We start from the raw sequence: 20967 nt of genomic DNA on the forward strand, positions 1-20967 counted from the left end.
CGGGCGACGCCGCGATCAATCGTCGGGCCACTTCGAACCAGACCGAAACCGTGCGCCTGACGCCCCGCGTCAGCGTGCGCGCGAAAGGGAGACACCGGCATGGCCAAAATCCTGCTCAGCATCCACGTGCTGGCGGCGATCCTGCTCATCGGACCGGTCACCATTGCGGCGAGCTTGTTCCCGCGTTCCGCACGCCAGGCACTGGCCGACGGACCCGGGCAGCAATCGGCCGAGGGATCGGTCCGACTGCTGCACCGGATCTGCCGGGTCTACTCGGTGGTCGGAATATCCGTACCGGTCTTCGGTGTCGGCACCGCCGAGGTGATGGGCGTGATGGGCAGCGCCTGGCTCATCGCCTCCATGGCTCTGACAGCGGTGGCCGCCGTCCTGCTGGGCATCGCGGTGCTCGGCATCCAGGACGACGTGGTCACCGAACTCGACAGGCCCGAACGGACGCCGACCGCCACGCAGGCCCTGATCGCCCGGCTGCCCCGCTTGTCGATAATCACCGGCCTGTTCGCCCTCGCCTGGCTGATCGTGGTGGTCCTGATGATCGTCCGCCCCGGCTCGACGACAGGCGCATGACGGCTCGGCCACCGCAGCGCACCCCGGCGCTGCCGATGGCTGTTGACGCGGTCGCGTGCTGTTCAACAGCGCACGATCTCTCCGGCGATACCGTTGACGCCTCGGCGGACGGCTTTCGTCAAAACCGGATCCGGACTGGGCTACGGCATCATCGGCAACGGACGTCGACGACTCGCCCTGTGGTCGAATACGGGCGTGTCCCTTGACGCCATCGATGCCGTGAACTGGTCGGCGATACCCAACCCGACCTGGCACCAGTGCGACGATCCTGAGCGTGTCGCTCACGCGTTGCGGCTGCTGACGGTGTCCACCACCGCCAACCAGACAGGCGACGCGGCGGCCCTCCTCGCCGGCGGTGGCTTCGTCTGCGGCCACGCCGCCATGGTGTTCCCGGCAGCCTACGCGGCCACTCCGATCCTGCTGGACCTCGTTGAAAACGGCCGACGGCCGTCTGTCAAGGACGCGGCCGTCGGGCTCCTGTCCGAGGCACTGGACTCTTTCCCGGCCGCCGGCCACAACCGCGTGGACACTCCCTATGGCACCGGCGTCCCGCTCTGCTGCGCCATGGCGCGGCACATACGCGGTCATCACGATGTCCTGCTCGCCCACGGACGCGGCGGCAAAAGCCTCCTGGCGGAGGCGGAGCGTCACTGGCGGCTGACCATCGAGGAGATCGAGCCCAGTCCGATGGCACCCTGATCGCCCTCGCCGTCCTCGAAGGCGCACCCTTCGACACACCGGCCGAGGCCCAACCGCACACCCCGCCGTTCCTGCGACCCGCTCCGGCGGTCCGTATCGACACCCTCGCGACCGATGCCACCGGCGCCACGTGCGTCCAGCTCACGCGACCGCCGTCCGGCTCGCTGCCCGTGGGCTCAACTCTTTACCCGGCTGAATGCGGCCTCCGCGAACACTGAAGCTCGGGCGAGACGTGTATTCACGGCTGCCGCACACAGCGTCAGGGTGCGTACTGGCACACCGTGATCGAGCCGGTGGGAACGCCGCTCTTGGTGCCGCAGCCGATCTTCCCGTACCTCTCGCTGATCATGTTGTAGTAGTGACCCCATTTCTTGTAACCGGGGCTGTTGGTGTCGTGGTTGGGGTCGGCGTCGTAGGCGCTCTTCTCCGAGGCCCATCGCCCCGTGGCCTGGGTCGCCGAAGAGGAGGATATGTTTTCGGCGGCGTTGCTGATCGGGCCGTGGTGCAGGCTGCCGCCCTCGGTGGACGCCGGGTTGTCGGCCCAGGCCTGGGCCGCCTTCGCGAGCGAGTCGTCCCAGGTCAATGCCGACTGACCGGCCTGCTGGCGCACGCTGTTGGTCTCGGAGACGATGGCCTGCTGATCGGACGGGCTGACCTCGGAGACGGTCGCGGATGCGCCCGTCGTCAGTACCGTGCCACCGGTCAAGAGCGCTGCCGCGACGAGGGTCGCGGCGCGACGGTGCAGCAGAGTGGGGTTCTTCATTGCGACTCCCTGGTCGCAGGAAAAACAGCAGCGCCGAAAAGGCCTGCTGGGGAGTGTCGGCGTGGAGGACGGCTGCCACGGAAGCGAGCCGCACCGCCGACTCATACCGTGGCTGAACAGCCATCGGCGACAACGTGGTCTCGTCGGCGGCCGCATGGCCGCATTCGGTACGACCAGCCTATGCCCGGGGCGCCCGTGCAGCGACCGGGAGACAGCGACAGGGGGCCAGGGGTTGTGGGTTCACCTGCCGCCGCGGCGAGGCGTCAACGTCGTGGAGGGGGGCGAAAAGCCAAGTAGCAACTCGGGTGCGGTCGCGGTGAGTTCAGTGGGTACGGCGTCACATTCAGCTCGGCCGCCGCGTCACGCAATCGTCCTGCCCCGAGGCCCAGTTGGCTTCGGGCGACCGCAGTCTCCCGACCCGGATCTCGCACCCGGTCGAGGCTCAGCCGTGCCAGACGGCTCGGACCTCTTCGGCGTACTCGGCCGCCTGGCGTAGGCCTGCCTGGGCCGCGCCCGGAATGCGGGACGCGTCCAGCGCGTTGCGGCCGAACGCGCGGCGGGCCGCTCGGTCCGGGACCAGCAGGGCGGCCCGGGTACCGCCCGCATCGAGGGAGGCCACCTGATCGAAGGCGCTCGGGGTCGCGCCCGGCACGTCGGGGACCGGGGCCAGGACCACAACCCGTCGGCAGTCGTGCACCAAGTCGGCGTTGGTCGTGGAACGTACGCCCCCGTCCATCCAGCGGCCCGTCCCGATCGTGATCGGCGGGAACAGCGGTGGCAGTGCGCACGTGGCCGACATCGCCGTCACCAGGTCGACGCCGCTGTCGGCGCTGAAGCCGGTCGGTTCGCCGGTGAGCGCATCCACCGCGAACAGCCGCACATGCCGCTCCGGCCAGTCCTGAACCGGCAGTTGGGGGCGGATCGCGTCGAACACGTCGGCCTCCGTCACGTCGCGCACGTTCAGGGAGAGCCGGCCCAGCCGCTTGACCACGGTCGCCGGATCGCGCGAACCGAGCGCCGCCCACAGGTACTTGACCGTCATGAAGAAGGTGAAGTCCACCTCCATCATGGCTCGCTTCCGGGCGACCTGGACCTCGTACAGGTCGGCGGGCGCCGCTCCCACGGCCAGTTCCACGGCGAGCAGCGAGCCGGCCGACGTGCCGGCGAGCACGTCGGCACCCCCGAGCTCCAGCCCGGCGTCGGCCAGCCCCGCCAGCATGCCGACCTGCCATGCGTACGCGGTCAGGCCGCCCCCGCCCAACACCAGCGCCGTGTCCGCCACGTCCACCCTCCCCACCAACGGGGACCGATCCCCGTTTCTCGCTCCGACGCTAGCACGTAACCGGGGAGCTATCCCCGTTTCTGATGGCGCACCCCATCGCGGTGACCAGCCGCAGTACCCGCACGAGGCGACCGGCCATGAGGTGACCGACGAGGACGTGAGCCGAAATAGTCGGTTATGAGCTGATCCTGCTGACATAGTGCGGCCATGGAGATCCACGACCCCCGGCAGTCGAGTCAGTCCCGTGGCCCCCGGGGTCTCCGTGGCCTCCCGGGCCCCCGCACCCGCCGAACGGCCCTCCTCCTCGCCCTCACCGGCGCCGTCGGGATCGGCGGTGCCGTCGTCCTCGTCGGCGCCCTCCCCCATGGAGACCACCCCTCCCCCGCCCGCCCGGGCACCCTCCCCACCACCGCCCCCTCCAGCACCACCGCCTCCGCCGGATCACCCGGTGCCCCGGGTATCGGCGACCCGCTTCTGCCGCTCGACGGCAACGGGGGGTACACGGTCAGCCGCTACACGCTCGCCTTCGACTGGCGGGCGCCCAGGACGCGCTTCGACGCCAGTACGACCATCGGCGCGAGCGCCACGCAGGCACTGTCCCGCTTCGACCTCGACTTCGCGGGCAACACGCTGCACTCGGTCACCGTGGACGACGTACCGGCGAGGACCGTGCGCGACGGTGACGAACTCGTCGTCACACCCGCGAAGCCGATCCCCAAGGGCGGCGCGTTCACCGTGCGGGTCGCCTACACCGCCGACCCGACACAGCGAAGGCACCGCGGCGACGCGATCGGAGACTACGGCTGGGTGCCCACGCCCGACGGCACCGTGCTCTATCCGCAGCCCGACGGGGCCAAGATGATCTTCCCGGCGAACGACCATCCGAGCCTGCGGGCGCCGGTCACCTTCCTCATCACCACTCCACCGGGTGTCAGCGCGGTCGCCAACGGGCGGCTCGTCGAGCGCGCCCCGCGGCCCGACGGACGGGTCCTGTGGACGTACGACTCCGAGCAGCCGGTCGCGGCGCAGCTGGTGCAGATGGCGATCGGAAAGTTCACGTTCGTCGAGAGCACCGGTCCACACGGGCTGCCCGTCCGGGACGTGGTCCCCGGTGACCTGGTCGCCGAGACCAAGGCCTATCGCGCACTCACGCCCGAGCACCTGGCCTGGCTGGAACAGCGGCTCGGCCCGTACCCCTTTCGCCGTTACGGCGTGCTGGTGGGGGACACCGACCTGCCGGTGGCGCTGGAGACGCAGTCGCTGTCCCTTGTGCCGAAGGGCGACCTACAGGGTGACCGGGTCGACGCCGAGCGCGACCTCGTACACGAGCTGACCCATCAGTGGACCGGTGACAGCGTGGCCATCCGGCGGTGGTCCGACCTGTGGCTGAGCGAGGGTCACGCCCGTTTCTACGAGCGTCTCTACTCCGAGGCGCACGACGGCGACAGCATCGAGTCCGCGATGCGGGCGGCGTACGAGCAGCACGGCCAGTGGCGTCACGACGACGGGGCGCCCGCCGAACCCCGCACGGGGGCGGCCCTGTTCAAGCAGGTGCGGTACGACGGCTCGGCGCTCGTGCTCTACGCCCTCCGGGAGAAGGTCGGCGAGGAGGCCTTCGAGAAGATCGAGCGGTCCTGGGTGACGAAGTACCAGGGGCGGGCGGCCGGTACCCAGGACTTCGTCGCGCTGGCGTCCGAGGTCGCGGGCGAGGACCTGAAGCCGTTCCTGACGCCGTGGCTGTACGGGGACCGCACCCCTCCCATGCCGGGACACCCCGACTGGCAGGTGGACCCGGTCCAGGACTGAGCCGTCACCTCCCCCCCCCCCGTACGGCGGCACTCCCGCGCCTCGTACGGCGGCACTCCCACGCGCCCCGCACGACGGCTCCCACGCGCCCCGTACGACGGGACTCCCGCGTGCCGCGGCGGGCTCGCGTCGACTCCCCGCCGGGGCGGACGTTCTGCCGCCGACCGGGTGGCCTCTGCCGGGTGGCTGGGCCACACCAGTGACGCTTGGCGCGACGGGGCGTGTCGGGCACGGAAACGTACGGGGGGTGATGCAGAGGGCAACTCCTTTGTCCTGATTGCGACGAGCATGATTGGAGACCCTTGCGATGAGAAGACGTGTCGCCCCCCGTGTCCCCAACTCCCCACGTGAGCACCGCCGTACAGTCCGCATGACCGCCTCCGCGGCGCTCCTGATGCCGCTGCTGGCCGGCCCGGCGGCGTGCGCCGGAGGGACATCGGCCGACCGCCAGCTTCAGAACGTCTTCACGGACGCAGCGAACGAATATCACGTGCCGCGCAGTGTGCTTCTGGGCGTGTCCTACCTGCAGTCGAGATGGGACGCCCGGCCGGGCACCCCGAGCGTCGTCGGCGGCTACGGGCCGATGCACCTGGTCGACGCCCGCCAGGCCAAGGGCAAGTCCCCGACACCGGCTCCGTCGGAGTCGCACCGCGGAGGCACCCAGCCGCCCGCGGCCGCGGCGGGGTCCTCGGCCTCGCCCGCGGCGGGCTCCCCGGGCGGACACTCCGCGCAGCCCGCGGACCTGCGCCGGGCCGCCGGCCTGATCGGAGCCCCGGTGGCGCGGCTGCGGACCGATGCCGAGGCCAACGTACGCGGAGGTGCGGCGCTCCTCGCGGAGACACAACGGCAGCTCGGCAAACCGCTCAGCGCAAACCCGGCGGACTGGTGGGAGGCGGTGGCACGCTTCCCGGGGACCGGCGACACCGCGTCGGCGGCGGAGTACGCGAACAACGTCTTCGCGGTGATCCGCAAGGGCGCGCACCGCACCACCGACTCCGGACAGCAGGTCACCCTCCCCGCCAGCCCGGGCGTACACCCCCGCACCCCTCACCCCGAGGCGGCACGGCGGCCCAAGGAGGTCGAGTGTCCCGCGGAGCTGACCTGTGACTGGCTCGCCGCGCCGTACGTCGAGTACGACGACAACGGCGACTACGGCAATCACGACCTGGCCGACCGGCCCAGGGACCAGAAGATCGAGTACATCGTCATCCACGACACGGAGGCGGGCCTGCCGTCCATGCGTCAGACCGTGCAGGATCCGACGGAGGCGTCCTGGCACTACTCGATCCGCTCCAAGGACGGCCATGTCACCCAGCACATCCGGACCAAGGACGTGGCCTGGCACTCCGGGAACCAGTTCGTGAACGCCCGTTCGATCGGCATCGAGCATGAAGGTTTCCTCAGGCAGCCCGACGCCTGGTACACGGAGCAGATGTACCAGTCCTCGGCCAAACTGGTGCGCTACCTGGCGAAGAAGTACGACATCCCGCTCGACCGTCAGCACATCTTCGGGCATGACAACGTGGCGGCGCCGACCACCTCGAGCATCCCCGACATGCACGACGACCCCGGTCCCTTCTGGGACTGGCGGCACTACTTCGACCTCCTCGGCGCGCCCCTGCGTGCCACGGCCGGGCCCGACAGCGACCTGGTGACCGTGCTGCCGGACTTCGCCACCCACAAGCCGCTCTTCACGGGGTGCACCAAGAGCGGTGTGAAGTGCGCACCGCACGGCTCCAGCGCCGTCCGCCTGCACACCGAGCCGGACGAGCACGCGCCACTGATCCAGGACCCGGGCCGGCGCCCCGAAGGCGAGGACTCCACGGAGGACGTCAACGACCTGGGGTCCCGGGTCTCCGCCGGCCAGACCTACGCGGTCGCCGGACGCAGCGGCGACTGGACGGCGATCTGGTACCAGGGCCACAAGGCGTGGTTCAAGAACCCGAAGAACCATCCGACGGCCGTCGGCGCGAGCGGCCGGTTCGTGACTCCGAAGGAGGGCCTGAGCGAGATCCCGGTGTTCGGGCGCGCTCTCCCGGAGGAGGAGGCCTACCCGGAGGGAGTGGAACAGCAGTCCGCGTCCCCGCTCCCGTACACCCTCCTCGCGGGCCAGCGGTACGTGGCGCAGTCTCGGCCTGTCGGTTCTTATATCGACAGATCGACCTTCAGTGACACACCGAGCCTGGTGGTGACGGGGCGCGAGGAGTACTACGAGATCCAGTTCGGCCACCGGATCGCCTACGTCCGCGCGAGCGACGTGGACCTGGTGCGTGTACCCGGCAAGGAGAAGGCGCCGTCGGGACACGCGGCGCCCCCCGCTGGGCAATAGAGCTGAGCCATAAAGGGGTCCCAGTCCGAGCCGGAGGCATCCACGTGGACGCCTCCGGCTCAGGCATACGTGGGGTGCCGAGCGGCTCGGAGGCACTCGGGTGCCCGGACGCTCAGACGTGCTGGGGTACCCGGCGGCTCGGACGTGACGGGGTACCCCGCGGCTCGGACATGACGGGGTACCCGGCGGCTCGGACGACGTGACGGGGCACCCCGCGGCTCGGACATGACGGGGTACCCGGACGCTCAGACGTGCTGGGGTACCCCGCAGCTCGCACGGCGTGACGGAGTGCCCGGCGGCCCCGGCGTGACGGAGTGCCCGGCGGCCCCGGCGTGATGGGGTGCCCGGTGGCAGTTCTCTTCGTGGGCGCCCCCGCGCCCTCTCCTCGCGCCCGTGAACGGCCGCAGGCCCGGCCGCGCCGCGCCCCTCCTCCATATCTCCACAGATTTCCGCGCCTCCACCGATCTCCACGTCCTCGCGGATCTCCGCCCGCCCAGAGCCTCCACGTCCGCGTCCCGACCCCGTCGGTGGCGTCTCCGCCCGCCCTTCCGGATCAGATACACGCCACTCGTACGCAGTAAGGCGAATCCCGTGCGCAACTCCTCGTCGGCCCGTCGATCGGGATCACGGAGGAGGGGTGAAAACGGGTGTCGACCGCTCTGTGCCGCGGGCATCGGACGTCAGCAACGAGAACCCCCTGACGCCGTCGAAGGCCAGTGCCATACCGACACGATCCGGTTCGAGTGGCAGCGCCACGGATGGGCGGCTAAGACTGAGGCAACGGTCCTGTGACCGGGCCGGTTTTGTCACCGGACAACAGATCCCGACCTCATGGCCTCCGGATTACTTGCTCCGGCCATTGAAAAGCGCGCGTGCAGGGCGTCGGCCGTATTGACAGGCTGCGTTCGAAAGTTCCTCAAGGAGCTCTTATGGAGGAGAAGTCCGTCGAAGTCCTGACGCCTGATCCGGGTGAATCCTCACTCGACAAGCGTGAGTGCACCGGACCGAAGAGCGACATCGAGAAGGAGCTCGCCGAGGTGTTGGCCGGCGTCATCGACGTCGAACGAGTATCGGTCGAGAGTCACTTCTTCAACGACCTCGGCGCCAACTCATTGGTGATGGCCCAATTCTGCGCACGAATCAGGAAGCGGCCGGATCTCCCCTCGGCGTCGATGAAGGACATCTACCGGCACCCGACGATCCGAAGCCTGGCGACGGGGCTCGCGGACGCCGAACCGCTTCCGGTGGAGCCGTCGGTTCCGGCGCCGGCCACGGTGGTGACGCGGGCCGGAACGGCGTTGTACGTCCTCTGTGGAGCGCTTCAGTTCTTGTTCTTCATGGGATATTCCTTCCTCGCCGCAATTGTCGCCGACCGGGGCTACGGATGGGTGTCCGCCGGTTCGAACGCGTTCGGCATCTATATGCGATCGCTCGTCTTCGGCTCCATCGGTTTCGTCGCTCTGTGCACCTTCCCGATCGTGGCGAAATGGATTCTCGTCGGCAGGTGGAAACCGCGCGAGTTCCCGATCTGGGGCCTGACGTATCTGCGCTTCTGGACGGTCAAGGCGCTGATCCACGCCAACCCGATGATCTTCTTCGTCGGCAATCCCCTGTACGTGCTGTACCTGCGCGCCCTGGGCGCGCGGATCGGCAAGGGGGTCACGATCCTCTCCCGCCAGACTCCGGCCTGCCCCGACCTGCTCACGATCGGTGCCGGAACGTTGATCCGCAAGGACTCGTTCTTCCACTGCTACCGGGCGCACGCAGGGCGTATCCAGACGGGCCGGGTCACCCTGGGCCGGGACGTGTTCATCGGCGAGAAGACCGTGCTCGACATCGACACGTCGATGGGCGACGGGGCGCAGCTCGGCCACACGTCCACGCTGTACAGCGGCCAGACGGTCCCGGCCGGTCAGCAGTGGCACGGATCCCCGGCACAGCCCACCGAGCACGACTACGTGAGGGTCGAATCGACCGCGTGCGGCACACTGCGCCGGGTCGGCTTCGGCTTCGTCACCCTGCTTCAGGTGTTCTTCCTCTACGTGCCGCTGATGGTCGGGGGCGCGTACATGCTGATCGATCTGATTCCGGCGCTGCACGACCGGCTGGGCCCGGGTTCGGTGGGCTTCACCTCACCGGGTCTCTACGGCGACGCACTGGCGCTGTCCTTCGTGCTGTTCTTCGGCTTCGTCGTCTTCGGCCTGGCGGTGCTGTTCACCCTTCCGCGCCTGCTGAACCTGGTCATCAAGCCGGAGAAGGTCTATCCGCTGTACGGCTTCCACTACTCGACGTTCCGCGCGATCGGGCGCATGACCAACATCAAGTTCTTCAAATGGCTGCTCGGTGACAGCTCCTTCATCGTCTACTATCTGCGCGGCCTCGGATACGACTTGTCCCGGATCGAACAGACCGGGTCGAATTTCGGCACGGAAGTGCAGCACGAGAGCCCGTATCTGTGCTCGGTCGGCAGCGGCACGATGGTCGCCGACGGGCTCTCCATCATCAACGCGGACTATTCGAGCTCCTCTTTCCGGGTGTCCAAGGCCTCGATCGGACCGCGCAACTTCATCGGGAACAACATCGCCTATCCGTCGGGAGCCAGGACGGGCGAGAACTGCCTCCTCGCGACGAAGGTGATGATTCCGCTCGAAGGCGAGGTGCGCGAGGGGGTGGGTCTGTTGGGCTCGCCGTGTTTCGAGATTCCCCGGACGGTCGAGCGCGACTCACGGTTCGACCATCTCCGCAGCGGCGAGGAGTTCCGTCGCAGTCTCGCCGCAAAGAATCGTTACAACCTCCGCTCGATCGCCCTGTTCCTGATGGTGCGGTGGATCTACTTCTTCGTCCTCACGGTGGTCGCTCTCGCCGATGTCGATCTGTACGACTCGTACGGTCATGTGCTGATCGCCGCGTTCCTGGTGTTCAGCCTTGCTTTCACGCCTTTCTACTTCGTGCTGGTGGAACGCAGTATTGCCGCATTCCGCGGACTGCAACCGCAATTGTGTTCCATCTACGAACCGTACTTCTGGTGGCACGAGCGCCTTTGGAAGGTGCCGGAGAACTACCTCAACATCTTCAACGGGACTCCTTTCAAGAGCCTGATCTGGCGGATGCTGGGCGTTCGAATCGGCAGCAGGGTCTTCGACGACGGGTGCCACCTGACGGAGCGGATGCTCACCACCATCGGGAGCGACTGCACGCTCAACGCGGGAAGCAAGATCCAGTGCCATTCGCAGGAGGACGGCACCTTCAAGTCCGACCGCAGCACGATCGGCGCCGGCTCCACGCTCGGTGTCGGCGCCCACGTCCACTACGGCGTGACGATGGGCGACGGCGCGGAGCTCGCCCCCGACTCCTTCCTCATGAAGGGCGAGGAAGTCCCGGAGCGCGCCCGGTGGGGCGGAAATCCGGCGGCCGAAACGCGCGAGGCCCCCTATCAGCCTGCCGCACTGGCGTACGACGCACAGCGTGACCGTTCCGGCCTGCAGGCCCAGTCACACGGGAAGATGCGATGAGAGTGCAAGTGGAAGCCGATCGGGAGTTCTGGCGCGGTCAGCTCGTGGCCGGAGGGTTCACCGGGGTGCCGCGGTGGACGCCCCAGCCGGTGGCGGGCGTCGCCGACCACGAGACGACGGTCCCGGAGGACATCATTGGACCGCTGCGCGGGCTCGCGCAGGACCTGGCGGTACCGCTCGACTCGGTATTGCTGACCGCGCACGCCAAGGTGCTCGCCGCGCTGTCCGGTGAGCGCGAGGTCGTGTCCGGCTATGTCCCCGCCGACGGCGGCCGACCGTTGCCCTGCCGCCTGACGACCGAACCCCCGACGTGGCGGAAGCTGCTGCTGAACGCCCATCGGGCCGCGTCGGAGCTGTTGTCGCACAAGGACTTCCCGGTCGACGACCTCAGGCGCGAACTGGGCCTGACCGAAGCGCCGTTCGAGGCCGTCTTCGATCCGGGCGGTGTGGGCGGTGACCTGGCCGAGGACACCGTGATGTGGATCGGGTTCTCGTGGCGGGACGACCGGCTCGTGCTGCGGCTGCGGTACCGGACCGACGTACTCGACGCGGACTGCGCCGCCCGGATCGCCGGTTACCACGTCACCGCGCTCGCCCGGATCGCCGTCGGTCCGGATGCCGAGCACGGACGGCAGATCCTGCTCTCCGCCGAGGAACTCCACTTCCAGCTCGAAGGGCTCGCCGGACCCCACCGGGAGCTGCCCGACCGCCGCATGCACGAGCTGTTCGAACAGCGGGTGCGGGAACACCCGGACGCCGTCGCGGCCGTACACGGTGAACGGCGATGGACCTATCGCGAACTCAACGCCCGGGCCAACCGGCTGGCACGCGCGCTGCTGGCGCGCGGGCTGCGCCGCGAGGGCGTGGTCGCGGTGGTGACCGAACGCAACCTGGACTGGCCGGCCGCCGTGCTGGCGGTCTTCAAGGCCGGGGGGGTGTACCTGCCCATCGAGCCGCACTTCCCGGCCGGCCGCATCGCCACCACCCTCACTCGCGCCGAGTGCGCCCTCGTGCTGACCGAGCACGGCAGCACCACCACCCTCGACCAGGCCCTGGAGTCCCTGCCCGGGGTCGGGAAGGTCCTCATCGACGCGGCCTACGCGGAGGACCACGCCGACGACGATCCGGGCGTGCCCGTAGCAGCGGACCAACTCGCCTACATCTACTTCACTTCCGGCTCCACGGGTGAGCCGAAGGGCGCGATGTGCGAGCACGAGGGGATGCTCAACCACCTCTACGCCAAGATCGACGATCTGGGACTCGGCGAGGGACAGGTGGTCGCGCAGACCGCGCCCCAGTGCTTCGACATCTCGCTGTGGCAACTCGTGTCGGGGCTCCTGGTCGGCGGGCAGACCCTGCTGGTGGAGCAGGAGGTGATCCTCGACGTCCAGCGGTTCGTCGACAAGATCGTCGAAGGCCGGGTCGCCGTCCTCCAGGTCGTGCCCTCGTACCTGGACGTCGTCGTGTCCTGTCTGCGGCAGCACCCCCGCGAGCTGCCGGACCTGCGATGCGTGTCGGTCACCGGCGAGGCGTTGAAGAAGGAGCTCACGGAGCGCTGGTTCGCCGTCCAGCCCGGGATCAAGCTGGTCAACGCCTACGGGCTGACCGAGACCTCGGACGACACCAACCACGAGGTCATGGACCGGGCGCCGGAGCGCATCCTGCTCGGCCGCGCGGTCAACAACGTGCGCGTCTACGTCGTCGACGAACACCTCACCCCGGTGCCGCTCGGCGCCCCCGGTCTGATCGTGTTCTCCGGCGTCTGCGTCGGCCGCGGGTACATCAACGACCCCGAGCGCACCCGGCAGGCCTATCTGGCCGATCCACACCGTGAGGGCGCCCGGCTCTACCGGGGCGGCGACTACGGCCGCTGGCAGCCCGGGGGCAAGCTGGAGTTCCTCGGCCGCCGGGACACCCAGGTCAAGATCCGTGGCTTCCGGATCGAGATCGGCGAGATCGAGAACACCCTGTTGCGGGTGCCGGGGGTGCGCGACGGCGCGGTGGTCGTCGCCGAGCGGGCCGATCAGAGCAAGCACCTGGTGGCGTTCTACTCGGGCCCGCGGGCCCTCGACGGCGACGCCCTGCCGGCCCGGCTCGCCGAGTCGCTGCCCGAGTACATGGTCCCGTCGGCCTTCCACTGGCGCGAAAGCCTGCCGCTGACCGCCAACAGCAAGATCGACAGGAAGACCCTGCAGGCGCTCGCCGGCGAGCTCGACGTGGTCCAGGACGACTACCACGCGCCGACCACACCGACCGAACACCGGCTGGCGGCCGCCTGGGCGAAGGTTCTCGGCGTCCCACAGGACCGGATCGGACGCAGCGACCACTTCTTCGACCGCGGCGGCACCTCCCTCTCGGCGGTGAAGCTCGCGATCACCCTGGATCGTGCGGTGTCCCTCAAGGACGTCACCCGTCACCCGGTCCTCGCCGACCTGGCCTCGCTGGTAGACGGCAGGTCACAGCGGCGCCCCGGGCTGCTGCACCCGCTGTCGGAATCGGACGACGCGCGGGGCGGGGCCCTGGTGTGCTTCCCGTACGCCGGCGGCAACGCGGTGAACTTCCAGCCGCTGGCCAGGGCGCTGCCACCCGGCGGGCCCGCCGTCTACGCCGTCGAGCTGCCCGGTCACGACGTGGCCGCCGACCGCGAACCGTTCGCACCGATGGAACAGGTCGTCGAACAGGTCGTCGACGAGATCGTCCGGCGTGGCCTGACCAGGATCCTGCTGTGGGGTCACTCCTCGGGCGCCGCGCCGGCCGTGGAGACGGCCAGAAGGCTCCAGGAGCGCGGGGTGGACGTCCAGCGGGTGTTCCTCGGCGCGCAACTGCTCGGCGACGCCGCCCGGCGGCGCGCCGCCATCGACGAGCTGACGCAACTGAGTGACGCCGCGATCGCCGCGAAGCTGAGCGCGGCGGGCGGGTACACCGAACTCGGCGAGCTGGACGCGCGGCACGCCGAGCACGTGGGTGCCGCCTACCGGCACGACTGCGTGTCCGCACACCGCTGTTTCGCCGACCTCCTGGACAACCCGCCGACGCCGAAGCTGTCCGCTCCGGTCACCGTGGTCGTCGCCGCCGACGACCCGAGCACGGCGGACCACCCGCACCGCTACCGCGACTGGCAGCTCCTGGCCGAACAGGTCGACCTGCACGAGCTCGCCGACGGCGGCCACTACTTCCCGCGCACCCGTCCGGCCGACGCGGCACAGGCCGTTCTGCGCGCCGCCGAACTGTTCGCTCCTTCCTGAGTGACAACTGACAGGTGACAACCGACGAATGACAACCGACGAGTGACTGACCCGAGTGACAACCGACTGAGTGGCTACGGAAAGGAAACCGAGATGTCGTCCACTTCCACGGCGTCGATGGTCGACGTGGAACTGCAGCCCGGCAGACCTCCGCTTCTGCGGGCCGAGGTCACCGGTGGCGCGGCGGGCTGGACCGCCGCGCACCGGGACGCGCTGCGCACCGTCGTCGCCGAGCACGGCTGCGTTTTGGTCCGCGGTCTCGGGCTGCGCGACGCGGCCGAGACCAGTGCTGTCTTCTCGAAGCTCGCCACCGGCCTGATGACCGAGAAAGAGGTCTTCGCACCGCGACGGACCTACTCCGACGGCGTGTACTCCTCGACGAAGTGGCCGCCGAACCAGCCGATGTGCATGCACCACGAACTGAGCTACACGCTCGAGTTCCCCAGCCTGATGATGTTCGCCTGCCTGAGCGCGCCCACCGACGGAGGGGCGACCGCGGTGGCCGACGCGCCGACCGTGCTCGAAGCGCTGCCCGCCGAGCTGACCGGGCGGTTCGAGCGCGAGGGCTGGCTGCTCACCCGCAGCTACAACGACGAGATCGGGGCGTCCGTCGCCGAGGCGTTCGGCACCGAGGACCGAGGTGCCGTCGAGAGCTACTGCCGCGCCAACGCCATCGCGTTCGAATGGCAGCCGGACGGCGGGCTGCGCACCCGGCAGCGCCGCAGCGCCGTGGTGCGCCACCCGGTCACCGGCCGCCGCTGCTGGTTCAACCAGATCGCGTTCCTCAACGAGTGGACGATGGCCCCCGAGGTCCGTGAGTACCTGATGGACGTCTACGGGGCCGACGGGCTGCCGTTCAACACCCGCTTCGGCAACGGCGACCCGATCGGCGAGGACGTCGTGGAGCTGCTCAACAGCGTCTACGAGGCCCACACCGCACGCGAACCGTGGCAGGCCGGCGACCTGATGCTCGTCGACAACATCCGCACCGCGCACAGCAGGGAGCCCTTCGAGGGACCACGCGAAGTGCTCGTCGCCCTGGCCGACCCGGTGCGTCTGACCGACTGCTCCCCGACCGTCGAGGTGACCGCGTCATGACCACCACCCGTTCCACCACGCCGGAATCCGCACCGAAATCCGCGCCGAAGTCCGCGCCGGCCGCGCCGATCACCGTGCCGCCGTTCGCGGTGATCCCCGGCGCCCAGGTCCAGCGCGCGCTGCGCGGACACGAGAAGCAGATCGTGGAGCTGGTCGAGGCCACCTACCGGGTGCACGGCGCCGGTGACTCGGTGAACCCGCCGTCGTACTTCCTGCGGTTCCCCGACCGTCCGTCCTCCCGGATCATCGCGCTGCCCGCCTCGATCGGCGGGGAGGTACAGGTGGACGGCCTGAAGTGGATCTCCAGCTTCCCGCAGAACGTGGCGGCCGGTGTCCCCCGGGCCTCGGCCGTACTGATCCTCAACGACCATGACACCGGCTACCCGTTCGCCTGCCTGGAAAGCTCGATCATCAGCGCCACCAGGACGGCCGCGTCGGCCGCGGCGGCCGCCGACCGGCTCAGCCATGACCGGCCGCGACCGGCGCGGGTCGGCTTCTTCGGGGTGGGCCTGATCGCCCGGTACATCCACACGTTCCTGGCCGGCACCGGCTGGTCGTTCGACGAGATCGGTGTGCACGACCTGTCCGCCGACAGCGCGGCGGGTTTCCGGTGCTACCTGGAACAGTCGGGTGCCACCGGCCGGATCACCGTGCACGACAACGCCGAGCAGCTGATCCGCAACAGCGACCTGGTGGTCTTCGCCACTGTCGCCGGGCAGCCGCACGTCAGCGATTTGTCCTGGTTCGAACACAACCCTGTGGTACTGCATGTGTCGCTGCGCGACCTCGCGCCGGAGATCCTGCTCGCCTCGACCAACATCGTCGACGACATCGAGCACTGCCTGAAGGCCGACACCTCGCCGCATCTGGTCGAGCAGCTCACGGGCAACCGGGACTTCGTGCACGGCACGTTGGACGACGTGATGGCCGGACGGGTGACCGTGCCGGCGGACCGGCCGGTGGTGTTCTCACCCTTCGGCCTCGGGGTGCTCGACCTCGCGGTCGGCAAGTACGTCTACGACGAAGTGGTCCGCTGCGGAGAACTGCACGTCGTCGACGACTTCTTCCACGAACTGAGCCGGTACGGATGAGCCGGCCTCGACCCTAGGCCGCAGAAGACAGCGGCCCCTGACGCAGGGCCCTGTCCGACCCGGATGGACACGGCCTCCCGCCCGAAAAAGCGAAGAAGCCCGCCCACGGTCGGACGGACATTCCGAAAGTGCTCTGCTCCAGATTGAGGAGACCGTCGTGCCCGTCATTTCCGTTCCCCAGGCCTACAACGAAGAGGATCTCTATGTCGACCTCCGGGCGATCATCGGGCACTCTCTCTTCCTGAAGTGCGAGGGATTCAACTTCGCCGGCTCGATCAAGTTGAAGGCCGCCATCGAGATGGTGGAGGCCGCCGAGCGGGACGGAGTTCTGAAGCCGGATTCGATCCTGGTCGAATCCTCGTCCGGGAACCTCGGCGTGGCGCTCAGCATGATCGCGGCGAGCAAGGGTTACCGGTTCCTTTGCGTGACGGATTCCCGCGGCAACCTGTCGACCAGGATGATGATGGAGGCCCTGGGCAGCCAGGTGCACATGATCGCCGGTCAGCAGGAGAGCAACGGCGGCTATCTCGGCGCGCGGATCGAGTACGTGCGGGCCCTCTGCGCCTCCGACGACCGGTACGTGTGGCTCAGTCAGTACACCAACCCGAGCAACTGGAAGGCGCACTACCGCAGGACGGCGCCGGAGATCGCCCGTCAGTTCCCGCAGCTGGACGTGCTGTTCGTCGGGGCCGGCACCACCGGCACGCTGATGGGCTGCGCGCGCTACTTCCGGGAGTGGCACCGTCCGGTGCGGGTCGTCGCGGTGGACAGCGTGGGCTCGGTGTCCTTCGGCGGTCCGCCCGGCCGCCGGATGATTCCGGGCCTCGGGATGAGCATGCGCCCGCCCCTGCTCGACGAGTCCTACGTGGACGAAGTGATACGAGTCGAGGAGAGGGACACCGTCCGTACCTGCCACCGGCTGGCCAGGAGAGGTTTCGTGTTCGGCGGCTCCACCGGCACGGTGGTCAGCGGCGCGACGGACTGGTTGAGCCGGCACGACGCACGCGAACTCACCGCCGTGGCCATTGGTCCGGACCTCGGCGAGCGCTACCTCGACACCATCTACCAGGCCAGCTGGCTGCGTGATCTCTACGGCGACAACGTCCTCAACTCCGAGGAGATCGCCGCCGATTCCTGGGCGCCCTCCCCCACGCCACCGACGCGGTGGGGCCGGACGGTCGACCTCCAGGACAGCGAGCGCGGCAAAAGCCAACGCCCTCAGCTCCAGGACCGTAAGAGCTAGCGCCCGTCTTCGCGGGTGGGCGGGGTCCGGCACGCGCCGGGCCCCGCGGCCCGGGCCGCCCACACCGGGGCGGTACTTCGACGAACTCGGCGGCCACGGGATTCGGTTGTCCGACCAGGCGCGGTAGGGGAGGTACGGGAGCGAAATACTGATCACTGTTTTCGGTGACGTTGCCCACTATGTGATGGGGACATCTAGGCAATTCCTACATTGTCACCGAAAGTTGGGGACGGAAATCCCCACAGAAAGCAATCGCTCCCCATGCGCCGTTCGTCCGACGTTCCCGTACAGCCCCACGCCGTCACCGTCGCCGAAGTGATCCCTGGTGAACTGATCGCCCTGTCCGAACAGGATGTGGCGGAGAACACCTGGTACGTGGTGATGCACACCCTGCCCGAGACTCCCCACACCATTCGCCTGACATTGCGGCCGCCACTCGGCGGAATTGATCACCACGAGATATTCGAACGCGGTCACCAAGTGGCCACGGCCTGCCGCCGAATGGATGTCGGGGCAATTCCCGAGATCACCTCCACCGACCTCGGCCCGGTGGAATTCCGGGACGGCGACCGCATCACCTCACTGCGCGCCGTGGACCCCCGGGCCGTCGAGGAGTCGTACACCCGCAGGTGGGGTCACTGGTACCGGGACCTGGACCGCCGGGCCGAGGATCCCGTCCCCGACGAGGAACTGCGGGACCTGGCCGAACAAGTCACACACAAAGGACATGTCGTACGGCATTACCCGCGCCCGAGGCGGGCCGCCGAGGTGTACGCACCCCGCCGGGTCGTCGTCACCGGGCTCGGTGCCGTGACGCCGCTCGGTGTCGGGGTCGAGGAGCTGTGGCGGGGCCTGGTCGAGGGCCGGTGCGGGATAAGCGAGTTGGAGGGCGAGGAGTTCGCCGAACTGCCCGTGCGAGTCGCGGGCAGCGTGCCCGTGGACCCCGTCGGACTGCTGCCCCGGCCGCAGGCGCGGCGGATGAATCGGTCCGCCCAGTTCGCGGTGCTCGCCGCCCGGGAGGCCTGGCAGGACGCCGGGCTCGACCCGGCCGGCACGACGGAGAGCGGGCTGGCGCCCGAGCGGGTCGGCGTCTCGGTCGGGGCCATCCTCGGTGACGCCTCCGTGCTCGTCGGCGGTGACCGCAAGCTGCGGGACAAGGGGCCGCGTGCGGTCTCCCCGCTCACCACTCCGATGACCGTGCCCTCGCAGGCCGCCTCCCAGGTGTCGCTCGCACTGCACATCACCGGCGAGGCCCGCACCGTGACCAGCGCGTGCGCCTCCGGCACCGAGGCCATCGGACAGGCCATCGACCGCATCCGGTACGGCCGGGTGGACGTCGCCCTCGCCGGGGGCGCAGAAGCCGTCGTCACCCCCGCGATCATGGCCTCGTTCGCCGCCATGCGCGCGCTCTCCACCCACGAGCTCGGAGCCATCAGCCCCTCCCGGCCGTTCGCCAGCGACCGCGACGGCTTCGTGAACGGCGAGGGCGCGGGCTTCCTGCTCCTGGAGGCCGAGGAGCACGCCCGGGCACGCGGCGCGCGCGTCTACTGCGAGGCCGCGGGCTGGGGACTGTCCGCCGACGCCCACCACATGGCCGCCCCCGACCCGTCCGGCAGCGGCGTGGCGCTGGCACTGCGCCGGGCCGTCCACGACGCCGGTGCCCATGTCGTGGACGTCGTCCACGTCAACGCCCATGCCACCGCCACGGTCGACGGCGACCTCGCCGAGGCGAGCGCGCTGCGCGCCGTGCTCGGCGGGAGCGTGCCCGTGACCGCGCTGAAGGGCCACCTAGGCCATCTCCAGGGAGCGGCGGGCGGTGTGGAGGCAGTCGCCACGGTGCTCACCCTCCACCACGGCCTCATCCCGCCCACCATCGGCTGCGACGACCAGGACGACGCGATCGACCTGGACGTGGTGACCAAGAACCCCCGCCGGCTGCCCGCGCTCGGCGACCTCGCCCTGAGCAACTCGTTCGGGTTCGGCGGGCACAATGCGGTGCTGGCCCTGCGGCGTACGGGGTGAGCCGGACGGGGTGAGCCGGACGAGGTGAGCCGTACGAGGTGACGGGGCTCCGGGGCCCGCGGGTGCCCCGGGGCGGTCAGGCCGAGGCGCGCCCCCGCGGGGTGGCCTTCTTCGTGGCCGTCTTCTTCCCCGTCGCCTTCTTGGCGGTCGTCTTCTTGGCCGCCGTCTTCTTCGCGGTGGACTTGGTGGCCGCCGCCTTGCCGGCCGCCTGGCCCGTCGGCTTCGCCGTGGACTTCGCGACCGTCTTCTTCGCCGCCGTCTTCCTCGCGGTCGACGTGGACTTCTTCCCGCCGACCTCCTTGGGCGCCGTACGGGCCGACCTGCGCGAGGGCAGCGGGGTGACCTCGGCGGATGCGCCGGTCAGCGCCCCGGCTTCCTCGTCCGTCTCCTCACCCCGGGACACCTTGGCCGCGCGCACGCTCTTCTCCAGGGCGGCCATCAGGTCGAGCACCTTGCCGCCGGCCCGCTCTCCGGCGGGCGGTGCGGCCGGGAGTTCGCCAGAGGCCTTGGCGGCGACGAGTTCCTCGACGGCCTCGCGGTAGTCGTCGTGCAATTCGGTGAGTTCGACCTCGCCGAGGGTGTCCATGAGTGCGTCGGCCAGGTCGAGTTCCTTGTCCCGTACGGTCACGCTCGCGTCCGGGGCGACTTCCTGCGTGGACCGGATCTCGTCCGGCCACAGCAGCCCGTGCATGGCGATCACGTCGTCCACCACGCGCAGCATGCCGAGCCGCTCCCGCCCGCGCAGTGCGAACTTCGCGACGGCGACCTTCTGGCTGCGCTTGAGCGCCTCGCGCAGCAGGACGTACGGCTTGGTGGCGGGGACGCCGTTCGCGGCCAGGTAGTACGCCGTGTCCATCTGGAGCGGGTCGATCCGCTCGGCCGGCACGAACGCCACGATCTCGATCGTCCTCGCGGTGGGGATCGGCAGCGCGGCCAGCTCCTCGTCCGTGATCGGGATCAGCGTGCCGTCCGCGTCCTCGTACGCCTTGCCGATCTCACCGGTGGTGACCTCGCGGTCCTCCAGTTCGCAGAACTTGCGGTACCGGATGCGGCCGCCGTCGTCCAGGTGGACCTGGCGGAAGGAGATCGAGTGGCTCTCCGTCGCGTTCACGACCTTGATCGGGATGCTGACCAGACCGAAGGAGATGGCGCCGTTCCAGATGGATCGCACGTGCGGCACCTTCCTGGTGGTTCCTGCTGACGCGGGTTCTCAGTGGCGCGGGTTCCTGCTGACGCGGGTTCTTGCTGAATCGGGTCGCGGGTGCGGTTGAGAGCCAGGCTAGACGGGTGTG

At 69.4% G+C, this 20967-nt stretch carries 13 protein-coding genes; 10 read left to right on the forward strand and 3 right to left on the reverse strand.

Annotated elements, in window-relative coordinates:
• Nucleotides 1-99 precede the first annotated feature (99 nt).
• Both ACZ69M_RS21365 and ACZ69M_RS21370 read left to right on the forward strand, forming a co-directional pair.
• Nucleotides 100-585 (forward strand): DUF2269 family protein, encoded by a 486-nt coding sequence (locus ACZ69M_RS21365; RefSeq protein WP_470051862.1) that lies wholly within the window; start codon nt 100-102, stop codon nt 583-585.
• 195 nt (nt 586-780) lie between these two features.
• Nucleotides 781-1284 carry a hypothetical protein gene (locus tag ACZ69M_RS21370; RefSeq protein WP_470051864.1) on the forward strand — a complete coding sequence of 168 codons (504 nt, stop codon included), beginning with the start codon at nt 781-783 and terminating at the stop codon, nt 1282-1284.
• Between the two features lie 259 nt (nt 1285-1543).
• Here ACZ69M_RS21370 and ACZ69M_RS21375 read toward each other — a convergent pair whose 3' ends face one another.
• Nucleotides 1544-2047: a CAP domain-containing protein gene (locus ACZ69M_RS21375; protein ID WP_470051866.1), complete on the reverse strand. Its 504-nt coding sequence runs from the start codon at nt 2045-2047 to the stop codon at nt 1544-1546.
• Nucleotides 2048-2489: 442 nt separating this feature from the next.
• Entirely contained in the window at nt 2490-3329 is an 840-nt protein-coding gene (locus tag ACZ69M_RS21380; protein ID WP_470051867.1) for a patatin-like phospholipase family protein, read from the reverse strand.
• A gap of 207 nt (nt 3330-3536) precedes the next feature.
• Between ACZ69M_RS21380 and ACZ69M_RS21385 the strand changes: the two genes are divergently transcribed.
• The 8 genes from ACZ69M_RS21385 to ACZ69M_RS21420 all read left to right on the forward strand — a co-directional run bounded on the left by ACZ69M_RS21385 (nt 3537) and on the right by ACZ69M_RS21420 (nt 19675).
• The gene (locus ACZ69M_RS21385) at nt 3537-5135 is read left to right on the forward strand and encodes a M1 family metallopeptidase (protein WP_470051869.1); all 1599 of its coding nucleotides are present in this window, start codon (nt 3537-3539) and stop codon (nt 5133-5135) included.
• A 370-nt stretch (nt 5136-5505) separates the two neighbouring features.
• Nucleotides 5506-7464 carry an N-acetylmuramoyl-L-alanine amidase gene (locus ACZ69M_RS21390; RefSeq protein WP_470051871.1) on the forward strand — a complete coding sequence of 653 codons (1959 nt, stop codon included), beginning with the start codon at nt 5506-5508 and terminating at the stop codon, nt 7462-7464.
• A gap of 929 nt (nt 7465-8393) precedes the next feature.
• Entirely contained in the window at nt 8394-10976 is a 2583-nt protein-coding gene (locus ACZ69M_RS21395; protein WP_470051873.1) for a Pls/PosA family non-ribosomal peptide synthetase, read from the forward strand.
• Nucleotides 10973-14221, forward strand: coding sequence for a non-ribosomal peptide synthetase (locus tag ACZ69M_RS21400; protein ID WP_470051875.1), 3249 nt, complete (start codon nt 10973-10975; stop codon nt 14219-14221). Before ACZ69M_RS21395 ends, ACZ69M_RS21400 begins: the two co-directional genes overlap by 4 nt.
• Nucleotides 14222-14314: 93 nt before the next feature.
• Entirely contained in the window at nt 14315-15319 is a 1005-nt protein-coding gene (locus tag ACZ69M_RS21405; RefSeq protein ID WP_470051877.1) for a TauD/TfdA family dioxygenase, read from the forward strand.
• Complete coding sequence (gene sbnB, locus ACZ69M_RS21410; RefSeq protein WP_470051879.1) at nt 15316-16410, forward strand: 2,3-diaminopropionate biosynthesis protein SbnB; 1095 nt, start codon at nt 15316-15318, stop codon at nt 16408-16410. Before ACZ69M_RS21405 ends, sbnB begins: the two co-directional genes overlap by 4 nt.
• Nucleotides 16411-16567: 157 nt before the next feature.
• Nucleotides 16568-17653 (forward strand): 2,3-diaminopropionate biosynthesis protein SbnA, encoded by a 1086-nt coding sequence (gene sbnA / locus ACZ69M_RS21415; protein ID WP_470051881.1) that lies wholly within the window; start codon nt 16568-16570, stop codon nt 17651-17653.
• Nucleotides 17654-17914: 261 nt separating this feature from the next.
• Nucleotides 17915-19675 carry a beta-ketoacyl-[acyl-carrier-protein] synthase family protein gene (locus tag ACZ69M_RS21420; RefSeq protein WP_470051883.1) on the forward strand — a complete coding sequence of 587 codons (1761 nt, stop codon included), beginning with the start codon at nt 17915-17917 and terminating at the stop codon, nt 19673-19675.
• Nucleotides 19676-19751: 76 nt separating this feature from the next.
• Here ACZ69M_RS21420 and ku read toward each other — a convergent pair whose 3' ends face one another.
• The gene (gene ku / locus ACZ69M_RS21425) at nt 19752-20846 is read right to left on the reverse strand and encodes a non-homologous end joining protein Ku (protein ID WP_470051885.1); all 1095 of its coding nucleotides are present in this window, start codon (nt 20844-20846) and stop codon (nt 19752-19754) included.
• Nucleotides 20847-20967 lie beyond the last annotated feature (121 nt).

The sequence above is a fragment of the Streptomyces sp. NPDC107454 genome, from assembly GCF_055582885.1.